The organism is Saccharospirillum sp. MSK14-1, assembly GCF_003054965.1.
Lineage (GTDB): Bacteria > Pseudomonadota > Gammaproteobacteria > Pseudomonadales > Natronospirillaceae > Saccharospirillum.
This window is the reverse complement of record NZ_MIES01000033.1, coordinates 279,462-296,259: the sequence shown is the minus strand read 5'-3', so window position 1 is coordinate 296,259 and position 16,798 is coordinate 279,462. Positions and strand designations below refer to the sequence as shown.

General features: G+C 57.7%; 16 protein-coding genes. 9 read left to right on the top strand and 7 right to left on the bottom strand.

Annotated features, from left to right (window positions below; translation table 11 throughout):
- Nucleotides 1–20 precede the first annotated feature (20 nt).
- On the top strand, nucleotides 21–824 hold the full coding sequence (locus BGP77_RS10315) for a UDP-2,3-diacylglucosamine diphosphatase (RefSeq protein ID WP_108164655.1): 804 nt from the start codon (nucleotides 21–23) through the stop codon (nucleotides 822–824).
- Between the two features lie 69 nt (nucleotides 825–893).
- On the opposite strand, the gene BGP77_RS10310 is transcribed toward BGP77_RS10315, so the two are convergent.
- The 3 genes from BGP77_RS10310 to trmJ form a co-directional block, all read right to left on the bottom strand.
- The gene (locus tag BGP77_RS10310) at nucleotides 894–2,486 is read right to left on the bottom strand and encodes a hypothetical protein (RefSeq protein ID WP_146171231.1); all 1,593 of its coding nucleotides are present in this window, start codon (nucleotides 2,484–2,486) and stop codon (nucleotides 894–896) included.
- Nucleotides 2,487–2,713: 227 nt separating this feature from the next.
- A complete protein-coding gene (cysE, locus tag BGP77_RS10305) occupies nucleotides 2,714–3,502 on the bottom strand; it encodes a serine O-acetyltransferase (RefSeq protein WP_108164653.1) in 789 nt (262 codons plus the stop codon).
- A gap of 2 nt (nucleotides 3,503–3,504) precedes the next feature.
- The gene (gene trmJ, locus BGP77_RS10300; protein WP_233252341.1) at nucleotides 3,505–4,293 is read right to left on the bottom strand and encodes a tRNA (cytosine(32)/uridine(32)-2'-O)-methyltransferase TrmJ; all 789 of its coding nucleotides are present in this window, start codon (nucleotides 4,291–4,293) and stop codon (nucleotides 3,505–3,507) included.
- A 241-nt stretch (nucleotides 4,294–4,534) separates the two neighbouring features.
- Between trmJ and BGP77_RS10295 the strand changes: the two genes are divergently transcribed.
- The 3 genes from BGP77_RS10295 (at nucleotide 4,535) to BGP77_RS10285 (ending at nucleotide 7,471) form a co-directional block, all read left to right on the top strand.
- The gene (locus BGP77_RS10295; RefSeq protein ID WP_108164652.1) at nucleotides 4,535–5,284 is read left to right on the top strand and encodes an inositol monophosphatase family protein; all 750 of its coding nucleotides are present in this window, start codon (nucleotides 4,535–4,537) and stop codon (nucleotides 5,282–5,284) included.
- 91 nt (nucleotides 5,285–5,375) lie between these two features.
- Nucleotides 5,376–6,443: a patatin-like phospholipase family protein gene (locus BGP77_RS10290; RefSeq protein WP_108164651.1), complete on the top strand. Its 1,068-nt coding sequence runs from the start codon at nucleotides 5,376–5,378 to the stop codon at nucleotides 6,441–6,443.
- Nucleotides 6,444–6,535: 92 nt separating this feature from the next.
- Complete coding sequence (locus BGP77_RS10285) at nucleotides 6,536–7,471, top strand: NADP-dependent oxidoreductase (RefSeq protein ID WP_233252340.1); 936 nt, start codon at nucleotides 6,536–6,538, stop codon at nucleotides 7,469–7,471.
- Here BGP77_RS10285 and BGP77_RS10280 read toward each other — a convergent pair.
- Nucleotides 7,461–8,477: an asparaginase gene (locus tag BGP77_RS10280; protein WP_108164649.1), complete on the bottom strand. Its 1,017-nt coding sequence runs from the start codon at nucleotides 8,475–8,477 to the stop codon at nucleotides 7,461–7,463. The genes BGP77_RS10285 and BGP77_RS10280 overlap by 11 nt on opposite strands.
- A gap of 154 nt (nucleotides 8,478–8,631) precedes the next feature.
- Between BGP77_RS10280 and BGP77_RS10275 the strand changes: the two genes are divergently transcribed.
- Entirely contained in the window at nucleotides 8,632–9,447 is an 816-nt protein-coding gene (locus tag BGP77_RS10275; protein ID WP_108164648.1) for a hypothetical protein, read from the top strand.
- A gap of 99 nt (nucleotides 9,448–9,546) precedes the next feature.
- Here the strand turns inward: BGP77_RS10275 and BGP77_RS10270 are convergent, their stop codons facing one another.
- On the bottom strand, nucleotides 9,547–10,158 hold the full coding sequence (locus tag BGP77_RS10270; RefSeq protein WP_108164647.1) for a Yip1 family protein: 612 nt from the start codon (nucleotides 10,156–10,158) through the stop codon (nucleotides 9,547–9,549).
- A gap of 345 nt (nucleotides 10,159–10,503) precedes the next feature.
- On the opposite strand from BGP77_RS10270, the gene BGP77_RS10265 reads away from it, so the two are divergent.
- The 3 genes from BGP77_RS10265 to BGP77_RS10255 are packed head-to-tail and all read left to right on the top strand — an operon-like array spanning nucleotide 10,504 to nucleotide 13,408.
- A complete protein-coding gene (locus tag BGP77_RS10265) occupies nucleotides 10,504–10,836 on the top strand; it encodes a TIGR01244 family sulfur transferase (protein WP_108164646.1) in 333 nt (110 codons plus the stop codon).
- Between the two features lie 11 nt (nucleotides 10,837–10,847).
- Nucleotides 10,848–12,455 (top strand): SulP family inorganic anion transporter, encoded by a 1,608-nt coding sequence (locus BGP77_RS10260; protein ID WP_108164645.1) that lies wholly within the window; start codon nucleotides 10,848–10,850, stop codon nucleotides 12,453–12,455.
- On the top strand, nucleotides 12,452–13,408 hold the full coding sequence (locus tag BGP77_RS10255; protein WP_108164644.1) for a sigma-54-dependent Fis family transcriptional regulator: 957 nt from the start codon (nucleotides 12,452–12,454) through the stop codon (nucleotides 13,406–13,408). Before BGP77_RS10260 ends, BGP77_RS10255 begins: the two co-directional genes overlap by 4 nt.
- Here BGP77_RS10255 and BGP77_RS10250 read toward each other — a convergent pair.
- Nucleotides 13,401–14,222 carry an SOS response-associated peptidase family protein gene (locus tag BGP77_RS10250; protein WP_108164643.1) on the bottom strand — a complete coding sequence of 274 codons (822 nt, stop codon included), beginning with the start codon at nucleotides 14,220–14,222 and terminating at the stop codon, nucleotides 13,401–13,403. The two genes, BGP77_RS10255 and BGP77_RS10250, sit on opposite strands and share 8 nt — an antisense overlap.
- A 221-nt stretch (nucleotides 14,223–14,443) precedes the next feature.
- Between BGP77_RS10250 and BGP77_RS10245 the strand changes: the two genes are divergently transcribed.
- On the top strand, nucleotides 14,444–15,820 hold the full coding sequence (locus BGP77_RS10245; protein ID WP_108164642.1) for a ribonuclease J: 1,377 nt from the start codon (nucleotides 14,444–14,446) through the stop codon (nucleotides 15,818–15,820).
- On the opposite strand, the gene BGP77_RS10240 is transcribed toward BGP77_RS10245, so the two are convergent.
- Entirely contained in the window at nucleotides 15,821–16,708 is an 888-nt protein-coding gene (locus BGP77_RS10240) for a LysR family transcriptional regulator (RefSeq protein WP_108164641.1), read from the bottom strand.
- Between the last annotated feature and the right edge of the window lie 90 nt (nucleotides 16,709–16,798).

Sequence of the window (16,798 nt, the reverse complement as noted above, 5' to 3'; positions counted from 1 at the left end):
CTGCCATGGGAGACTGAGCCATGACCCAACGTCGCGTACGCGCTGTGTTCATATCCGACATTCACCTCGCCAACCCCAACAGCCAGGTGGATTTGCTGGCCGACTTTCTGAACAACACCGACACCGACTACCTCTACCTGCTCGGCGACATCGTCGATCTGTGGAAGCTCAGCACTCGTAAGGGACGCTGGCATAAACACCACGAAGCGATCCTCAAACTGATCCTCACCAAAGCCAAAAGCGGCACCGAAGTGGTCTATGTACCCGGCAATCACGATCCCTTTTTCCGTCACTTCGCCGACACCCATCTCGGCCCGGTGCGCGTCGAACACGAAGCCATTCATACCGCGGCCAGCGGCGAACGCTATTTACTGCTGCACGGCGATCGCTTCGATGACGACATTTACTGCGGTCATTTCTGGTGGCACATCGGCGAATGGCTGTACGAAACGGTGGTCACTCTGAACCGCCACCTGAATCGACTGCGTTCCTGGCTGGGTAAATCCTATTGGTCACTGCCCGGCGCACTGAAAATGCGTTCGAAAAAAGCCCGCGCTTACATCGAAAGCTTTGAAGAAAAGGTCATTCACTACGCCCGCGAACAAGGCGTTCAAGGCGTCGTCTGCGGCCACATTCATCAGAGCAAACTGCGCATCGAAGATGGCTTTGTGTACGCCAACGACGGCGACTGGGTGGAAAGTTGCTCAGCCTTGCTCGAGCACGAGGACGGCAGCCTGGAACTGTTAGAAGTACCGCACGCCCAGACCGGCACGCATTTGCATCCATCGCCCGCCTGGCAGGCGCCAGGGCGGAATCCGGCGTAGCTGGGTATTGCCTGATCATAAAAAAACCCATGCTTTGCATGGGTTTTTTATGGAATCAAAGGGACTGGGTCAGTGCCTCGCCCCCAACCGCCGAGACCACCCACGTCGCAGCCCCAGCACCGCTACAAAGCCCCCAAACAGCCAACTTAAGGAACCACCGCTGGTAGCGGCTTGAGGATCTGTCGCTGGATCTGGATGTACAGCCACCAAGCCAGGAACGAAGATGGCGTTCAGGGTTTTGGAAGTATCTTTATTAATGTCAATATCATCCAGCCAAGCCAACATAATGGCTTGGTCGTTCATCGCTACCTGAACGCTTTGGAATTCATTATAGGGAACATAGAGGTATTCAGCGCCTTGCTTCAACGGAATTGCCTCGCTCATCGGCTCGTTCTCACCGGAAAAACCAGAGGCCAGAATCTGGGGTAAAGAGTCATGTTGAGTTCCAGCCATCCCAGCCATCGACCAGACGGAAATAAAATGACCGTCACTGTCCATGCTCAAACTGGGCGTTGAAACAGCACCGGAGACTATATACACATCCGATAACACCGTAACGCTCTCCATCGATGGAGACGCATCCGCCAACCAGCGCTGAGCTTTAATCTGTGGTGCCGTGCCTAACGATATCCGTTCAACGCTTGGATCACTGTCGACAACCCAGGATGCAATAAAACGCTCACGATCATTCGGGTTAACCGCGAGCGTGGGGCGTACCTCACTGTCTAACAACACATCAGAGGCAGCGATGCCGTTCGCCAAATGGAAGGCATCACCCACCACTTGTCCCTGAAGGTCATAACGTTGCCCCATCACCCGGCTTGATGATCCGTCGTCAGCAATGACCACATACGCAACGATCAGTGCATTGTTGGCATAGAAGGCCAGGTCGCCGGTCAATAGGGTGTGATTAATAATGCTCACTGGGGATGTCTGGTTTTGACCGAGCGCATTAAAGGTTTGTATTTGCAGGTTCGTTCTGCCGCTGAATTGATTGTTATCCTCTTTTAAAGCCCATAACAAAGCGAAATCGCCGTCTTCATCCATGGCGGTATCGATAGCACAGGGTTGGGCACTTGCTGCCAAGCCTGGCTGAATCACGTCCGATGGTTGGCCCGACTGACTGATCAGCCTGGCCTTTACCTCAACGTCAGCATCCAACTCGGTGCTATCACAATATTTGTTCACCCTTCCAGTTATAGATGCGCCTTGTGCAGACTCCCCCCAGGCCACCACCATATTGCCATCCAGATCGGCACTGACCGACGGTTGCCAGGGAAAGCGACCGTTTTCCAACACCGCAATGACACGTTCATCGCCAACCTTGTCACCCTGGCCATCATAGCGTTGCAGTACAATGCGATCTGCCGTTGATGCGGGTGCTGGCTCGCCGGCGTCTGCTTGTTGGGGTTCATAATGCTCTGCCCACACCAGCGCAAAATGATTGTCCGGCAATGGCGTTAAATCGAAACCGTAAAACTGAGCACCGGCGGTGTCTTTGAAGGTTTGCAGTGTTTTCGGTGTTGCCTGGGTCAGGTCGTCCGCCAACTCCGCTGAAGCGGTATTGAATGTGGCCGCTATGCTCAGTGCCAACAGGCTGCGCCGGAACACTTGGTGGGATGATTTTTTGCACGAACGGGGGCTCTCACCTTGTACAGTCATCGGGGTCATATCCATCAAAGGGTTGGTTCATGTCCGACGCGAGACAACAGACGTCAGTCAATCGGCTTTGAAGGTTACGACCCGAGCGTTTTATTCAGCGCTGTAATCGCCGTGTTATTTTGCGGGAAACGTTTGAAAATCGTGCAATCAGTTCGAGGTTTTATCGATGGGATAAGGCCGCATAAAAAAACGCGCCAAAGGGCGCGTCTTTTTATGCGGCGATTTTTTCAACTGCCGCTGTTCGCTGATCGATCCGAATCTTCAATCGGTGCGAAATCTTCATCGCTCAATTCGGGAACGTCCAAGGCCTGATAATTCGCGTCCAGTCGCTTCATCGATTTGCAGATCGAATTGATGCGTTCGTCCTGAGCATGAATGTGATCGAGCAAGGCTTTGATGGCGTGCGCCGTTGGGTCGGGCATGGAAGACACGCCGTAGGCATCGAAACCCATCTTGTCGGCGATGGCTTTTTGTTCATCGCTGAACGGCAATACCTTTTCACCGTGCTGTTTGACGATGCGCCCGGGCACACCAACAACGGTGGCCGCTTCCGGCACTTCTTTGGTCACCACCGCATTGGAGCCGATGCGCGCGTTGCGCCCCACGGTGAACGGGCCCAGTACTTTGGCGCCGGCGCCGACAATAACGCCGTCTTCCAGCGTCGGATGGCGCTTGCCTTCATTCAAACTGGTACCGCCGAGCGTCACCCCCTGATAGATGGTGACGTCGTTGCCAATTTCGGCGGTGCCGCCAATCACGACGCCCATGCCGTGGTCGATAAAGAAGCGGCGGCCAATCTTGGCGCCGGGGTGAATTTCAATACCGGTCAGCCAGCGTGAAAATTGTGACATCCAGCGCGCCAGAGTCTTCAGGTTCCAGTGCCACAATCGATGATTCAGCCGGTGCAGCAGCAGCGCGTGCAACCCGGGGTAGTTGAGCAACACTTCAAACCAATTGCGCGCGGCCGGGTCCCGGTCGAGGACGCTTTTAATGTCTTCCTTCACACCTTTAAACATGATCAACGCTTCCTCAAGGATTTATCGACCTGGGTCAAAAAGCCACGCAAGATATTGGCTTCCACTTCATCGGGCTGGGCACGCAAGACGAGTCGCCGCACCTTATTCATCAAAGTCCGGGGGTTAGTGGGGTCGAGGAAGTCGACTTCAACCAGGGTCTTTTCCCAGGCCTGGAACAGCCCTTCCAGCTGCTCTGCACTGGCCGGTGGCTGATCCCACTCGACGCCCCAGGGCCCGGCCGGGCGAGGCTCCTGAACCAAGGATCGCATGCGCAGTTCATAAGCCAGCACCTGCACCGCCTGCGCCAGGTTCAACGAGGAATAATCCGGGTTGGCGGGTATGTTCACATGATAGTGGCAGCGCGCCAGTTCTTCATTCGTTAAACCGGAACGTTCGCGACCAAACAACAAAGCGACTTTCGAACCGGTCGGATGATCGGCAACGCGGTCGGCCAACTGGCGCGGGTCGAGCATCGGCCAGGGCAGAGAACGCGAGCGCGCCGAAGCGCCCACCACCAAGCCACAATCGGCAATGGCGTCGTCGAGGTGATCGACTACTCGGGCGTTTTCCAGCAAATCCTGAGCACCGGAAGAGCGCGCCGTGGCTTCTTCCGATGGAAATTCTTTAGGCGACACCAGCGCCAGATCAGTCAGCCCCATAGTTTTCATGGCGCGCGCAGCGGCGCCGATATTGCCGGAATGAGAGGTATGCACCAGCACCACGCGGACGTCGCTGAGGTCCATCTCGGAGGCTGGGTTATTGGAAACGGTGGCCGATTGCGGCTCGGACATGAAAAAAACTTCCCGAAGCTATTAAAGAAAGAGGCGAATGCCGCTATTATACGCGCCCTTTTTCCGGAAGGCTGCCCCAGGCACTTTTAGTTCGCTGATGCGGGCGGCTTCCAGAACGCTGTTTAACAAACCCGTCCTTGCGGCATGCCTCGACCCCGCGTCGGCCTGCGCGTTTCTGTTTTGTGGAAACGCGGGTCCGATTGGCAGTGGTCGGGCCGTCATATGAGTGAGAAGTAAGCCTATGCAACCGATCGTTACCATTGCCCTGCGCGCTGCCCGCGCTGCGGCCGACAAACTGAGCTACACCCTGGCCAACATCGACTCCCTGACGGCGGAAGGCGACAGCCGCGAGACCGTGTTTGACAAGGCTATTGAAGACGCCGCCTGGCGTGCTCGCAAAGCCATCCGCAAAGCCCACCAACGCCACCACATCGACTGCCTGCAAATCGGCCGTGATGAAAGCCGTGATTACGACGGCGAATCGGTCTGGCAGATCAATATCCTCAGCGGCGAAACCAACTACCGCACCGGCTACCCCGGCTACCTGATCAACATCAGCTACTTCCGCGCCGACCGCATCGAAGCGGTGGCCTTGCTCGACCCGGCCAGTGGCGACGAATACGGCGCCATGCGCGGCCGTGGCGTACAGCTGAACGAGCGCCGCGTGCGCGTTGCCGGTGGCAGCCTCGATAAAGCGCTGGTCGGCATCGAAAGCCGCGATTTCGCCACCACCGCCCAATGGGCCGAGCGCGTTGCGGGTGTTCGCGTCACCGGCTGTGGCTTGCTGAGTCTGGCCAATCTGGTCGCCGGCCGTTTGCAACTGGCGTTCGCCGACGATCTGAATCCGGTCGATTTCGCCGCAGCCAGTTTGTTGCTGCAAGAAGCCGGTGCGCTGTCCGGCGACCGTAAAGGCGGCCCGGCCAGCGTCAAAAAGGGCGAGCTGCTTGCGGCCGCGCCAAAAACCTTCAAACAATGGCTGGCTTCACAATAACGACCGACAAAAGTCACGACCGGCTGACCATCCACTGAACTGACCGGTCGTCATGCTATAGTGCCCCGCTTGTTTAGCGGGGGACTGACCATTGAGCGATCTGCATCTATACGCTGGCCGCCATGCCTTTGAGCACATCCAACAACAGGGCCTGACACCCAAGGATATTCGCCTCATCCTCGGCGCTTCCGGTGGCCCCAAGTGCTTTGTACTGACGCACCTGGACCGCTATCTGGTCCGCGAATGGTTGCCCAAAATTCCTCACCCGGTCGATCTGGTCGGCTCGTCCATTGGCGCGCTGCGCATGACAGCCTACGCCAACAACGATCCTTTTGCGGCGATTGAACGACTGGAAGAAGGTTACCTGGAACAGCGCTATACCGAACACGCTGATGCCGATGAGATCACCACCAAAACGCTGGATTTCATCGACGGCATGATCGGCGCCGGCGGCTTTGCCGACCTGAACCCACAGCGCCAACTGCACATCGTCACGGCGCTCTGCAAAGGTGCCACCACCGTCACCAGCCCACGCCGACAAGCACTGGCCTTTGGCCGGGTGGCATTGGCGAATCTGATTTCACGCCGCACCCTGCCCCGGCATTTTGAGCGCGTCATCTTTCGCAGCCACGAGACCGAGCTGCCACTGCCGCACTGGGACGATTTCGACACCCACCAAGTGCCGTTAAGCGCCGCCAACTATCGCTCCGCCTTGCATGCCACGGCCGCCATCCCCGTGGTGATTCACGGCGTTGATAACCCGCCGGGCGCACCGCTGGGGCATTATCGCGATGGCGGCATGGTCGACTACCACTTCGATCTGCCGTTCAAACCCGACAATGGCCTTGTGCTCTACCCACACTTTTCGCCGGTGATGAAACCCGGCTGGTTCGACAAACCACTGCCCTGGCGCAAGATCAGCGCCGAACACTACAGCCACACGCTGGTGGTAACGCCGAGCCCGGAATTTATTGCTCGGCTGCCCTACGGAAAAATTCCCGACCGCAAGGATTTCGAACGTCTCAGCGATAAAACCCGGCTGAAATACTGGCGCACGGTGGTCGATGAAAATCAGCGTCTGGCCGAAGCCTTTGATGGGTGGATCAACGGCAACAACCTGGCTGATTCAGTGCGACCCATCGAGCACATTGCTCGCTAGGCAACGCTGCGTCACCCGCATTGATATTTTGCAGTTGGCCCTAATCTGCTCACCCACTTACCTCCATTGAACCGAAGAACGGGGAGATACCAATGAGCACGATGAAGGCCATGACTTACGATCAGTACGGGGATAATTCCGTGCTGACATTAACCGACCAACCGATCCCCAAAGTCGGGCCCGACGAAGTTCTGGTGAAAGTCAAAAGCGCTTCGGTCAATCCGGTCGACTGGAAAATCATGATGGGCTATCTCGACCCGATCATGCACGCCTGGTTTCCCATCACGCCGGGCTGGGATGTCGCTGGCGTCGTTGAACAAGTCGGTATGGACGCGCCGGAATTTAACGTCGGCGACGAAGTCATCGCCTATGCGCGCCGCGATATGGTCAACGACGGTACCTACGCCGAGTACGCAACCGTGCCGGTCCGGGCGCTGGCGCGTAAACCGGCCGCGTTAAGCTGGAACGAAGCCGCCGCTCTGCCGCTGGCCGGCTTGACCGCCTACCAATTGCTGACCCGTCTGGGCTTGCAGCAGGGCGAAACCGTGCTGATTCATAATGCCTCCGGTGGTGTGGGCCTTCTGGGTGTGCAAATTGCCAAGCATTTAGGCGCGCGCGTCATTGCCACAGCCTCAGAGAAAAACCACGACTTTCTGCGCGAACTGGGCGCCGAACCGGTGGCCTATGGCGAGGGGTTAACCGACAGAGTGAAAGCACTGGCGCCGGAAGGGGTCGATCTGGTCGCTGATTTTGTCGGCGGCGTTCTCGACGTCACTCAAGCGGTGCTTAAAGCCGATGGCGGCCGCCACGCCTCGATTGCCGATGGCGGCGTCACCGATGCGGGCGGTCAGATGATTTGGGTTCGTCCCAGCGATACCGATCTGCAAACCCTGGCGGATATGGCCGACGCCGGAGCGCTGACGGTGCCACTGGCCGCCACCTTCGAGTTAGCCGACACCGCCAAGGCGTTCGAGCTCAGCCAGGGCGGCCACGCCCGCGGCAAGATCGCCATTCACGTCAGCGACTGAGGCTCAAACCGCTGAAGGCCTCCGTGACCGGTTGCCACTGACCGGTCACCAGGCCGTTGCGATTGCGAATCGGTGGTTGCTGCCAGCGCTCTGGCAGCGCCAGATTCAGCTGCTTCAAGATGGCCGCCATTGCCACCTCAGCGGCATCGGCTGAACCGGAATCCATCTTCAGGGCAACGCCCAGTTTCAGCTCGGGCAAAGCCGCGATATACACACCTTCCGCCCCAATTTTCAAAAACGCCTGATCGCCCAGTGCCTGCATGGCTTCGGTGCAGAAACGATTGCTGCCGCCCACCATAAAAGGGTGCTTAGTCGCCGCCTGATGCAGACGACGCGCGCCGTCACGGTAAGGCTCCGGCAAGGTTTGTGGATCAGCAAAGCGGGCGAATCCCAAAGCGAGACGGTGCAACGGCATGGCCCAGGTGGGCGCGGTGCAGCCGTCGGGTGACAGCGGCACGCCGGTCAACTCAACGTCGCAGCAGTGTTCAAAACACGTACGGATTGCCTGTTGGACGGGGTGATCAACACTCACATAACCCGCCGTCGGCCAGCCCTGATGGCGCGCTAACGCCAACATGCCCAGATGTTTGCCAGAGCAATTGTTATGTCGCCCATCGGGTTGGGCGTGCTGCCAGGCCAGGTTGATAAACGCCTGCTGATCCGATGGCCATTGCAAACCACATTCGAAATCCGCCGCGGCCAAACCCAGCTTACCCAGAAAGCGGTCGGCCACCGCCGTATGTTCCGGCTCTCCGTTGTGCGAAGCGCAGCACAGCGCCAGTTCTTCGTCGTCCAATTCGAACGCCTGGTGCGCGCCGCTCGCCAACATCGGTAACGCCTGAAACGCTTTGATCGCCGAACGTGGATAGGTGGGCGTATCGACATCGCCCAATGACCAGAGCGTCTGGCCCGCAGACGTCATTACCAAAGCACGACCACGGTGCTCACTTTCAACCGCCCCACCCCGAATGACCTGAACCAACACGGGATTATTCGACTGCGTCATGATTCAACCCTGTTTTTAAGCAAAGGCTGATACTAGGGAACCTCTGACTGAATTGAAACTGAACAGCCAGATCCCGCCTGAACGTCAATTCAGAATGCATTCAGTCACAGCACGCCACAGTAGCGCCATCCCGATTGGCACGCAGGAACTTCTCATGGTCCGCTCATGGTTACTGACCGCACTCAGCGCCCTGTTGCTCGCTGGCTGTTACGTCGAAGTCGACCCTTATGCGACTTACGGCACCACGCCGGTCAGCGAATACAGTACGACCTTTCTTACCCGCACCGCGCTGATGCCTTACGCGCTCGGCGCCAGCAGTATCGATATGCTGGCCAACCCGGACGATTATTTGTCACCGTCGTCGCGCATGGCGACTCGCGCAGTGCCCATTGAAACCACCAGCACCTATCTGTTCGACAGCGACAGCTGCAGTTTTGGCGGCTACACCGCCACCGAGGCATTTGGCGATACCGAAACCTACAGCGGTGGCATGACCTGGGTGGAACTGGGACTGACCGCCACCGCCACCCAATGTGGCACCAGCAGCTGGCTCGGACTGAGCACGCTGAACAGCCGACTGATCTACGATGTACGCGGTTGGTATGACGACGCCTTTGCTGAGATTGTCAGCCTGGACGCCCAGCTCACCGGGTATTTGCGGCTGAGCAACAGTTTTCAGAGCGTCAAACTCAGTGGTCTGGATGTGCGCGTGGCAGAACTCGATGCCACCGATTTCCGCCTGCTCGCCGATGCCAGCCTTTACTTGAACGATGCCCGTTACAGCGGCAGCGCTCGCCTGGACACACTCGAAGGCGTGCATTTTTATCGCGGCGCATCTTTTCCGCACGCCGGCCGGGTGCGCATCAGCAGCGGTTATGATTGGGTGGAATTGCGCTTTCTCAGTGATGGCGTCAGCCGGCGAGACAGTGATGGGTATTACACCTATCTGCCCTGGTGGGAATTCAGTTAATCGTGGGAGTGGCGCGACAACGGCCAATATTTACGAAGGCAAACCGTACGTTGGAACGATAAAAAATCGCCCGCCATGCCAGCGGGCGATTTTAGCGCATTAACTGTGAACGATGTATTCCGGACCAAACCCCGCCGACCAGATGATGACCGTGCCGATGCGCATCGACACCAGCAGCACCAGCGCCACGGTGAGCACCGAGGTGGCGTACATAAAGGCGCGTTCTTTGGGAATATTCATCACAATCGGCATGCCTTCATAAATCAGATACACCGAATAGGCCGCCGCCAATACAAAGACGACGACGTTCAACCACAACACCGGCCAGATACCCACAATGCTGGCCAGGAAAATCGGCGCCGTGGTATAGACGGCCAAAGCCATGCCGTGGTGTTGATCCGTTGCTTCATCGGAATAGGTGCGCGACATCCAATTAATGAATTCGGCAAACACCCACACCCCAATCAACGCCGCCAAATAACTCAGCACGCACAACACCAGTCCGCTTTCGGGTGTCAGAGTGGTCTTCGGACTGCCCGCAATGGACCAGCCGACATGGACCACACCGATGTAAAAACAGATGGCAGGAATTAATGCCAGGATAGGCACGTGGGTCAGGTACTCCATCAGTTTGGAGCGACGCTGCTGGCGAATCAGTGACCACTCACTATCGGGGTGCGTAAAAATGCCAAGAGTATGGTCGAGAATCATGAACTTCTCCTCGTTGTCAGGACCGGTTTTATTGTTGTTGTAGAGGGCGGATACCCGCCGGGCGAAGGTTATTCGAACGCTTGTCGATCTGTTACAGGCTTACGAAAACAACCGGCCAATACCAAATAACATAGAGCTTTTGACAAAGACTGCAAGCACTCGACAACACCACTCCAGAGGCGCTGAATGAATACCTTGAATCGTCAGCGCTCGCCTTAATATTAGTTTTTGCTAATATTTTAGTATCCGCAACGACTATGATGTGTCGTTGCCAAGCAGTCGCACGCCCGACACCCTGTGTTAGCATGCATCCCCATCATCCTTCCCTGCCATGAGGATACACCGATGAACGCCACGCAATTGGCCAATAATTATTGGGTCGCTCCGCAAATCACTATCGACGATGTTGCCGAGGCCAAAGCGCAAGGTTTTAAAGCCATTGTCTGCAACCGTCCCGATGGTGAATCGGCCGACCAAACGCCGTCCGCCGACATTCAAAGTGCCGCCGAAGCCGCCGGTCTGCCGTTTTACATGCTGCCGATGAACGGCCCGGTCTTTTCCGCTGATCAAGCGGAAACCCTGCGCACGGTGCTCGAACAAAACGACAAGGTACTGGGCTATTGCCGCAGCGGTAACCGCAGCAGCATTCTCTACCGTGCAGCCATGGGCGAGGCCTGATTCTGGCGCGAATGAAGTCATTTTCTCTCCCGTCGACCGGCGACCTTAACGCCGGTCTTTTAGTGGCACTGGTCGGCATTCCCCAATGCCTGGCCTACGCCATGTTGTCGGGCCTGCCTCCCATGTACGGGCTGGTAACAGCCATCGTTCCCGGCATGATTGCCGCCGCTGCCGGTCGCAGTGCTCACGTTACCGTCGGCCCAACCAACACCACGGGCCTGATCATTCTCACCAGTCTGGCGCCCTGGGCCGACCGACCCGAGTTGTTATTAACCGCCATGGTTACACTCAGCGTGTTGGCCGGTTTGTCGCGGTTAATGATTGTCGCGCTGCGCGCTGAACGGGTTTTCGATTTCGTGCCCGAAGCGGTGTTGCTCGGTTTTTCCACCGGTGCGGCCATTATCATTGCACTGATGCAGTTGGACGAATTTCTTGGGGCACCCTTCAACGGCGTGCGCACCGTGGTCGACGAAATCTATCGGCTGACCCAGATTGAGTTCGGCATCATCGAACCGGCCGCCTTGGGGCTGGCCGCCGCTGCCTTATTGTCGGTTGTATTGGGCCGCCGTTATTTACCCCGCTGGCCAATACCCTTAGCCGCGTTAATCACCAGTATCGCGTTGGTGTGGTTCGCACCCTGGGCGTTTATCGACCAGTGGATCACACTCGAAGAAAGTACCGTCATCAGCGATGGCTGGCCGCAATTGGCGACTCAATTACCGAACTGGGCCATGATACAGGCGCTGATCGTACCCGGTTTTGCCGTGGCCTTTATCGGCTCACTGGAATTAATCGTCACCCTGCGCAATCGTCAGGAACAACGCTACTTGCGGGCCGAACTTGGCAGTCAGGGCGTCGCCAATCTGGCTGGCAGTCTGGTCGGCGCCTTTCCCGCCAGCACCTCCCTGACGCGCTCGGTATTACTCGACATCGGCGGTGCCACCAGCCGCTGGGCGCCTTTTATTGCCGCCGCCGTGCTGCTGCCAATTTTGCTCTTTGGTGCGGATCTGATCCGCGCCATTCCGCAACCGGTCATTGCCGGTTTACTGGTCGCGACCGCTTTATCGATGCTTAAGCCCGAACAGATCGCCTCGGTGCTGCGCGCCAATCGCCAAACCCGCACGCTCTTTATCGTCACCGTGACCAGCACGTTGGTACTGGCGTTCCACGAAGCGATTTTGCTCGGCGCGGGTCTCGGTCTGGTGATTTTCCTGTTGCAATCGAGCCTGCCACAGTTGCGCCGTTATGCCGTCGACCAGAACGGTTGGTTGACCGCCCGTGAGCACAGCGATAATGGCCACTACGCCATCCAGATTTCCGGCAGCCTCTATTTCGCCGCGGCCCGGCAATTGCCTGAACGTCTGGAGCCATTGATTCCGGACGATGCTCAGCAGCTGACGCTCGACTTAAACCATGCCCATCAACCGCGCATTGCCGCCACCCAGGCGTTATTGCGTTTTTGCGAGCTGTGCCAGCACCGCGGCATTCGGGTCGATATTTGCGGTTATCCGGCAGAACTGAAACGCATCGCCGACACGCTGGGCGTCCGCCTGCCCTGGTGCGAATTTAAAATCGAACAACGCCTGGCCGGTGCCAACGCCGAGGAAGGTTCCGCATGAGTGATCTGCACGCACCGGATTTTACGCCTCACAACTTCGGCGGCTTGCTCACGGTGGCGCCGCAAATGCTCGACTTTATGGCCCAGGCAGAACGGGTAGCGCGAACCGACGCCTCCATTTTGGTCCGTGGCCAGACCGGCAGTGGTAAGGAGCTGGTCGCGCGTTATATTCATCAGACGTCGCGTCGCGCTTCGGGTCAGTTCAGCGCCATTAACTGCGCGGCGCTGTCGCGTGAACTGATGGCCTCGGAACTGTTTGGTCACAAACGCGGCGCTTTTACCGGCGCCACCGCCGATCGCACCGGCCTGTTCAAACTGACCGATGGCGGCACCCTGTTTCTCGATGAAATCGCTGAAATGCCGCTCGACATTCAGGCCGGTTTATTACGCGTCTTGCAGGATCGTTGCTTCACCCCTCTCGGGTCGAGCGACGTTATTCAAACCGATATTCGTTTAATTTCCGCCACCCACACCTCGTTGCGCCGACAGGTTGCTGAGCGTCAATTTCGTGAAGATTTGATGTATCGGGTGCGCGTGGTGCCGCTGTACTTACCGCCACTGACGGCTCGCCTCGGTGACGTTGAAATGCTCAGCTGGCACTTTATTGCCGAACAAAATGCGCGTAACGAACGCACCGTTGAATGCGTCAGCCAGGCCGCTTTCGATGCGCTGCTTGCCTACCGCTGGCCGGGCAACATTCGCGAGCTCAACAACGTCATTACTTACGCTCACGCCATTGGTACGGGCACGCGCATCGATATTGCCGATCTGCCGCCGGAACTGCGTGGCGAAGCTCCTCCTGACGAGGCGCCCATGCCACCGGAGCAGCGCGAGCGCGACCGCATTCTGGAATTGCTGCAGCGCCACAAAGGCCACAAACAGGCCGTCGCCGACGAACTCGGCATCTCCAGAGCCACCTTGTGGCGCAAAATGAAAAGCCTGCAACTCAGCTGAGCGCACCGGGCAGTTCGTCGCCCGGCTGCCACTGCGGCAGCAACGTTTGGCCCGCAAACGTCGACGCTGTCTCTGCTCCGTCGAGACGAATCAGCTCAAACGGTTCGCGCACCTCGGTCATGTTCAATAAAGGCGCAAACACCTCAGTTTCCACCCTTGGGTTTAGCCAGTCGGCCAGTTCGTCATCGAGCAGGATTAATGGAAAACTCTGGCGGTGAATATTGGCAAACTGGGCGTGACTGCGCAGCGTGATGATGCCAGTCGATACCAACGGTTGCTGCTCGGCATCGAGCCAGTGTTTGCAAAAAGCACCGAAGATCATTGGCTGGCCATCGGGTCTCTGAATCAGATAACGCTGCTTGGCCATCGGTTTGGGTGGGTGTTCCTGTTCCAGTTCGGACAGCTCAGTCCACAAGCGTCCGCCGGAATAGATCGGTTGCCACTCGACAAATCCTTGCGCAATCACCACCGAGCGAAAGCTGGGTGGCGGGTTGCGATGCATCGGCGATTCAAAAACACGGTCGGATCGGCAATTGAAACTCGACCAGCGCGTGGGTTTGAGCGTGCGGTTGTCGAGCACCAGCCACCAGGTCGCCGGCATCAGTTTGGGACCGGCACGAGTGGGGACCAGCGCTAATACCTGATCGGTGGGGCGCAACTCTTTGCGCAGGGGGCCCAGTGGGTGCGTCGTGCGTTCACCGCCATCGCGCGGGCGGCCTAAAATGGCATCGATCTCTTCCGGCGTATAACCGGCGCCACTCAAAATACCGGGTAACCCCGGGTAATCATTCACATTAAAAAGTTCGCCGCACATCGAACGGACTCTTGCCTTAGCATCCGGGTTGCGACGCCGACCCTGGCGATCTTCCTGATGACTGCTGTGTTGATGTCCGTCCCCGGAACCGTGCAGAAAAATCTAGTTCACACAGGCGAGCGTGCAAATCTGAAGGCGGTTTACCCGACTGTGACCATCCGCTCTCTCAATAAGCCGTCTTTCCCGCTACACTGTTGGTTTCAGCAAGACAGTCGTTGTATATGACACCCGACAGCCAAGATTTCTGGTTCCTGCCGCTCGGCGGATGCGGCGAAATCGGCATGAACCTGAACCTCTATGGACACGATGACGCCTGGTTGATGGTCGATTGTGGCGTCACCTTTGCCGAACCCGGCAACCTCACCGACCCCCACGTGCAGATGCCCGACCCGGCGTTTATCGCTGAGCGCGCCGACCAGCTGGCCGGCATCGTCATCACCCACGCGCATGAAGACCATATCGGTGCGCTGCCCTATTTATGGCGTCGTTTTCGCGCCCCGGTGTACACCACAGCTTTCACCGCCGAGATCCTCAAGCGCAAGCTGATGGAGTTCAATCTGGCCGGCAAAGTGCCGGTGCACGTGGTACGGCCGGGCGAACGTCGGCAGATTGGCCCGTTCAATGTGGAGTGGCTGTCAATCACTCACTCCATTCCCGAACCCCAGGCCTTGATGATCCGCACGCCGGTGGGCAGCGCCTTCCACACCGCCGACTGGAAACTCGACCCGGCGCCGGTACTGGGCCCGGCCTTCGACGCCGCCCCCTATAAACAACTGGCGGCCGAACCCCCCGACGCCATGATCTGCGATTCCACCAATGCGCTGGTCGAAGGTCATTCCACCTCCGAAGCCGAACTCTACAACGGCCTGAAACAGATCGTTGAAAACGCCGAAGGCCGGGTGGTGATCAGTTGTTTTGCCAGCAATGTGGCGCGGTTAAAAACCTTGATGAAGATTGCCGAAGACAGCGGTCGCCAGGTCGGCCTGCTCGGTCGGTCGCTGCGCAATATGGTGTCAGCGGCGCGCGCCAGCGGTTACTGGAGCGGCATGCCAAAATTTATCGACAGCTTCGATCTGGGCTATTTTCCGCGGCAAAATTTTCTCGCCATTGCCACCGGCAGCCAGGGCGAACCGCGCGCTGCGCTGCATCGATTGGCGCGTGATAATCATCCCGAACTCACCCTCGAAGCCGGCGATACCGTGGTGTTCAGCTCCAGAGTGATTCCTGGCAATGAAAAACCGGTCGAAGCGCTGATCAAACTCTTGCAACAACGCGATATCAAAGTCATTGCCGCCGAAGATTCCGCCGCCCCCATTCACGCCTCCGGCCACCCGGCGCGCGACGAACTGGCGCAGATGTATCAGTGGGTGCAGCCCAAGCTGGCGATACCGGTGCATGGTGAAACCGAACACATGGCAGCCAACGCGAAAGTCGCACGCGATGCGGGCGTGAAACAGCAATTAACGGGGTTCAATGGCGACCTGTTTTATCTGGCACCGGTCAAAGGCGTGCGCCGCAAGGCAGTCGCTACCGGGCGCTTGGGCTGGGACCGAGATGCGTTGATTCCAGTGAAAAACGAGGCGGTCGAAGCCGACTGATCAGTCCTCTTTCAGCGCATCGATCACCACCCGCAACGCCGCTGGCATATAGCGGTTTTGCGGAAAATACAGATACAAACCGGGCCACTCTGGGTTCCAATCTTCCAGCACCTTTTCCAGTTCGCCGCTGGCAATGTCCTCACGCAGCAGTGGTTCGGCATAGTGGGCAATGCCCAAGCCTTGTTTCACCGCGCGCATCATCAAACCTGGGTTATTGGTGGTCAGATTGCCTTTGACATCGACCACCCATCGCTCCTCTTGCCGCTCAAAAGCCCATTCATAACGCCGCCCACTGTGAAAGCGAAAACCGATGCAGTTGTGCGCTGTTAAATCGGCCGGCTGCTGCGGCCTGCCGTGGCGGTCGAGGTAATCTTTCGAGGCCACGGTGACAAAGCGAAAATCGGCCACCACAGGCACCGCCACCATGTCCTGAGGAATGGCATCTTTGAGCCGCACGCCCAGATCAAAGCCATCGGCGACGATATCGATCAGCCGGTTATCAACAATCAACTCGATGTCGATACCCGGAAAGTTTTGCTGAAACTCAACGCCCAGACGATCGAGCAAGATCGGCGCTGCAATTTCGTTGGCGCTGATGCGCACTCGGCCATGTGGTTGGGCGTCGTCGGCATCGAGGTTATCCACCGCCTGGCTGAGATCGCTGAGCAGGGTCGACACCTGCTGATACAACCGATGACCGGCTTCGGTTAACGACACGCTGCGCGTGGTGCGGTTGAACAGGCGGGTGTGCAGGCGTTCTTCAAAGCTGCGTACCAGATGGCTCAGCGTCGAGGGCGTCAGGTTCAGCTCTTCCGCCGCCTGCTTAAAACTCAGATGGCGGGCGACCAGTTGAAACGCCTGCAGCTCGTTCATCGGGGGCAAGGCCATTATGTGATCTCATCAAATAATCTATGAAAACTATAGCTATTTTACTCACAATGTCCCAGCCCGATACTGTGCTGCGAAAGTGACGCGCCA

What these genes read in the sequence shown, in the direction of transcription:
- BGP77_RS10285 (WP_233252340.1), top strand. Translation starts at nt 6,536, where the DNA reads ATGAGCACGATGAAGGCCATGACTTACGATCAGTACGGGGATAATTCC.
- BGP77_RS10250 (WP_108164643.1), bottom strand. Translation starts at nt 14,222, where the DNA reads ATGTGCGGCGAACTTTTTAATGTGAATGATTACCCGGGGTTACCCGGT.
- BGP77_RS10245 (WP_108164642.1), top strand. Translation starts at nt 14,444, where the DNA reads ATGACACCCGACAGCCAAGATTTCTGGTTCCTGCCGCTCGGCGGATGC.
- BGP77_RS10255 (WP_108164644.1), top strand. Translation starts at nt 12,452, where the DNA reads ATGAGTGATCTGCACGCACCGGATTTTACGCCTCACAACTTCGGCGGC.
- BGP77_RS10310 (WP_146171231.1), bottom strand. Translation starts at nt 2,486, where the DNA reads ATGACTGTACAAGGTGAGAGCCCCCGTTCGTGCAAAAAATCATCCCAC.
- BGP77_RS10295 (WP_108164652.1), top strand. Translation starts at nt 4,535, where the DNA reads ATGCAACCGATCGTTACCATTGCCCTGCGCGCTGCCCGCGCTGCGGCC.
- BGP77_RS10260 (WP_108164645.1), top strand. Translation starts at nt 10,848, where the DNA reads ATGAAGTCATTTTCTCTCCCGTCGACCGGCGACCTTAACGCCGGTCTT.
- BGP77_RS10240 (WP_108164641.1), bottom strand. Translation starts at nt 16,708, where the DNA reads ATGGCCTTGCCCCCGATGAACGAGCTGCAGGCGTTTCAACTGGTCGCC.
- BGP77_RS10270 (WP_108164647.1), bottom strand. Translation starts at nt 10,158, where the DNA reads ATGATTCTCGACCATACTCTTGGCATTTTTACGCACCCCGATAGTGAG.
- BGP77_RS10275 (WP_108164648.1), top strand. Translation starts at nt 8,632, where the DNA reads ATGGTCCGCTCATGGTTACTGACCGCACTCAGCGCCCTGTTGCTCGCT.
- cysE (WP_108164653.1), bottom strand. Translation starts at nt 3,502, where the DNA reads ATGTTTAAAGGTGTGAAGGAAGACATTAAAAGCGTCCTCGACCGGGAC.
- BGP77_RS10315 (WP_108164655.1), top strand. Translation starts at nt 21, where the DNA reads ATGACCCAACGTCGCGTACGCGCTGTGTTCATATCCGACATTCACCTC.
- trmJ (WP_233252341.1), bottom strand. Translation starts at nt 4,293, where the DNA reads ATGTCCGAGCCGCAATCGGCCACCGTTTCCAATAACCCAGCCTCCGAG.
- BGP77_RS10265 (WP_108164646.1), top strand. Translation starts at nt 10,504, where the DNA reads ATGAACGCCACGCAATTGGCCAATAATTATTGGGTCGCTCCGCAAATC.
- BGP77_RS10280 (WP_108164649.1), bottom strand. Translation starts at nt 8,477, where the DNA reads ATGACGCAGTCGAATAATCCCGTGTTGGTTCAGGTCATTCGGGGTGGG.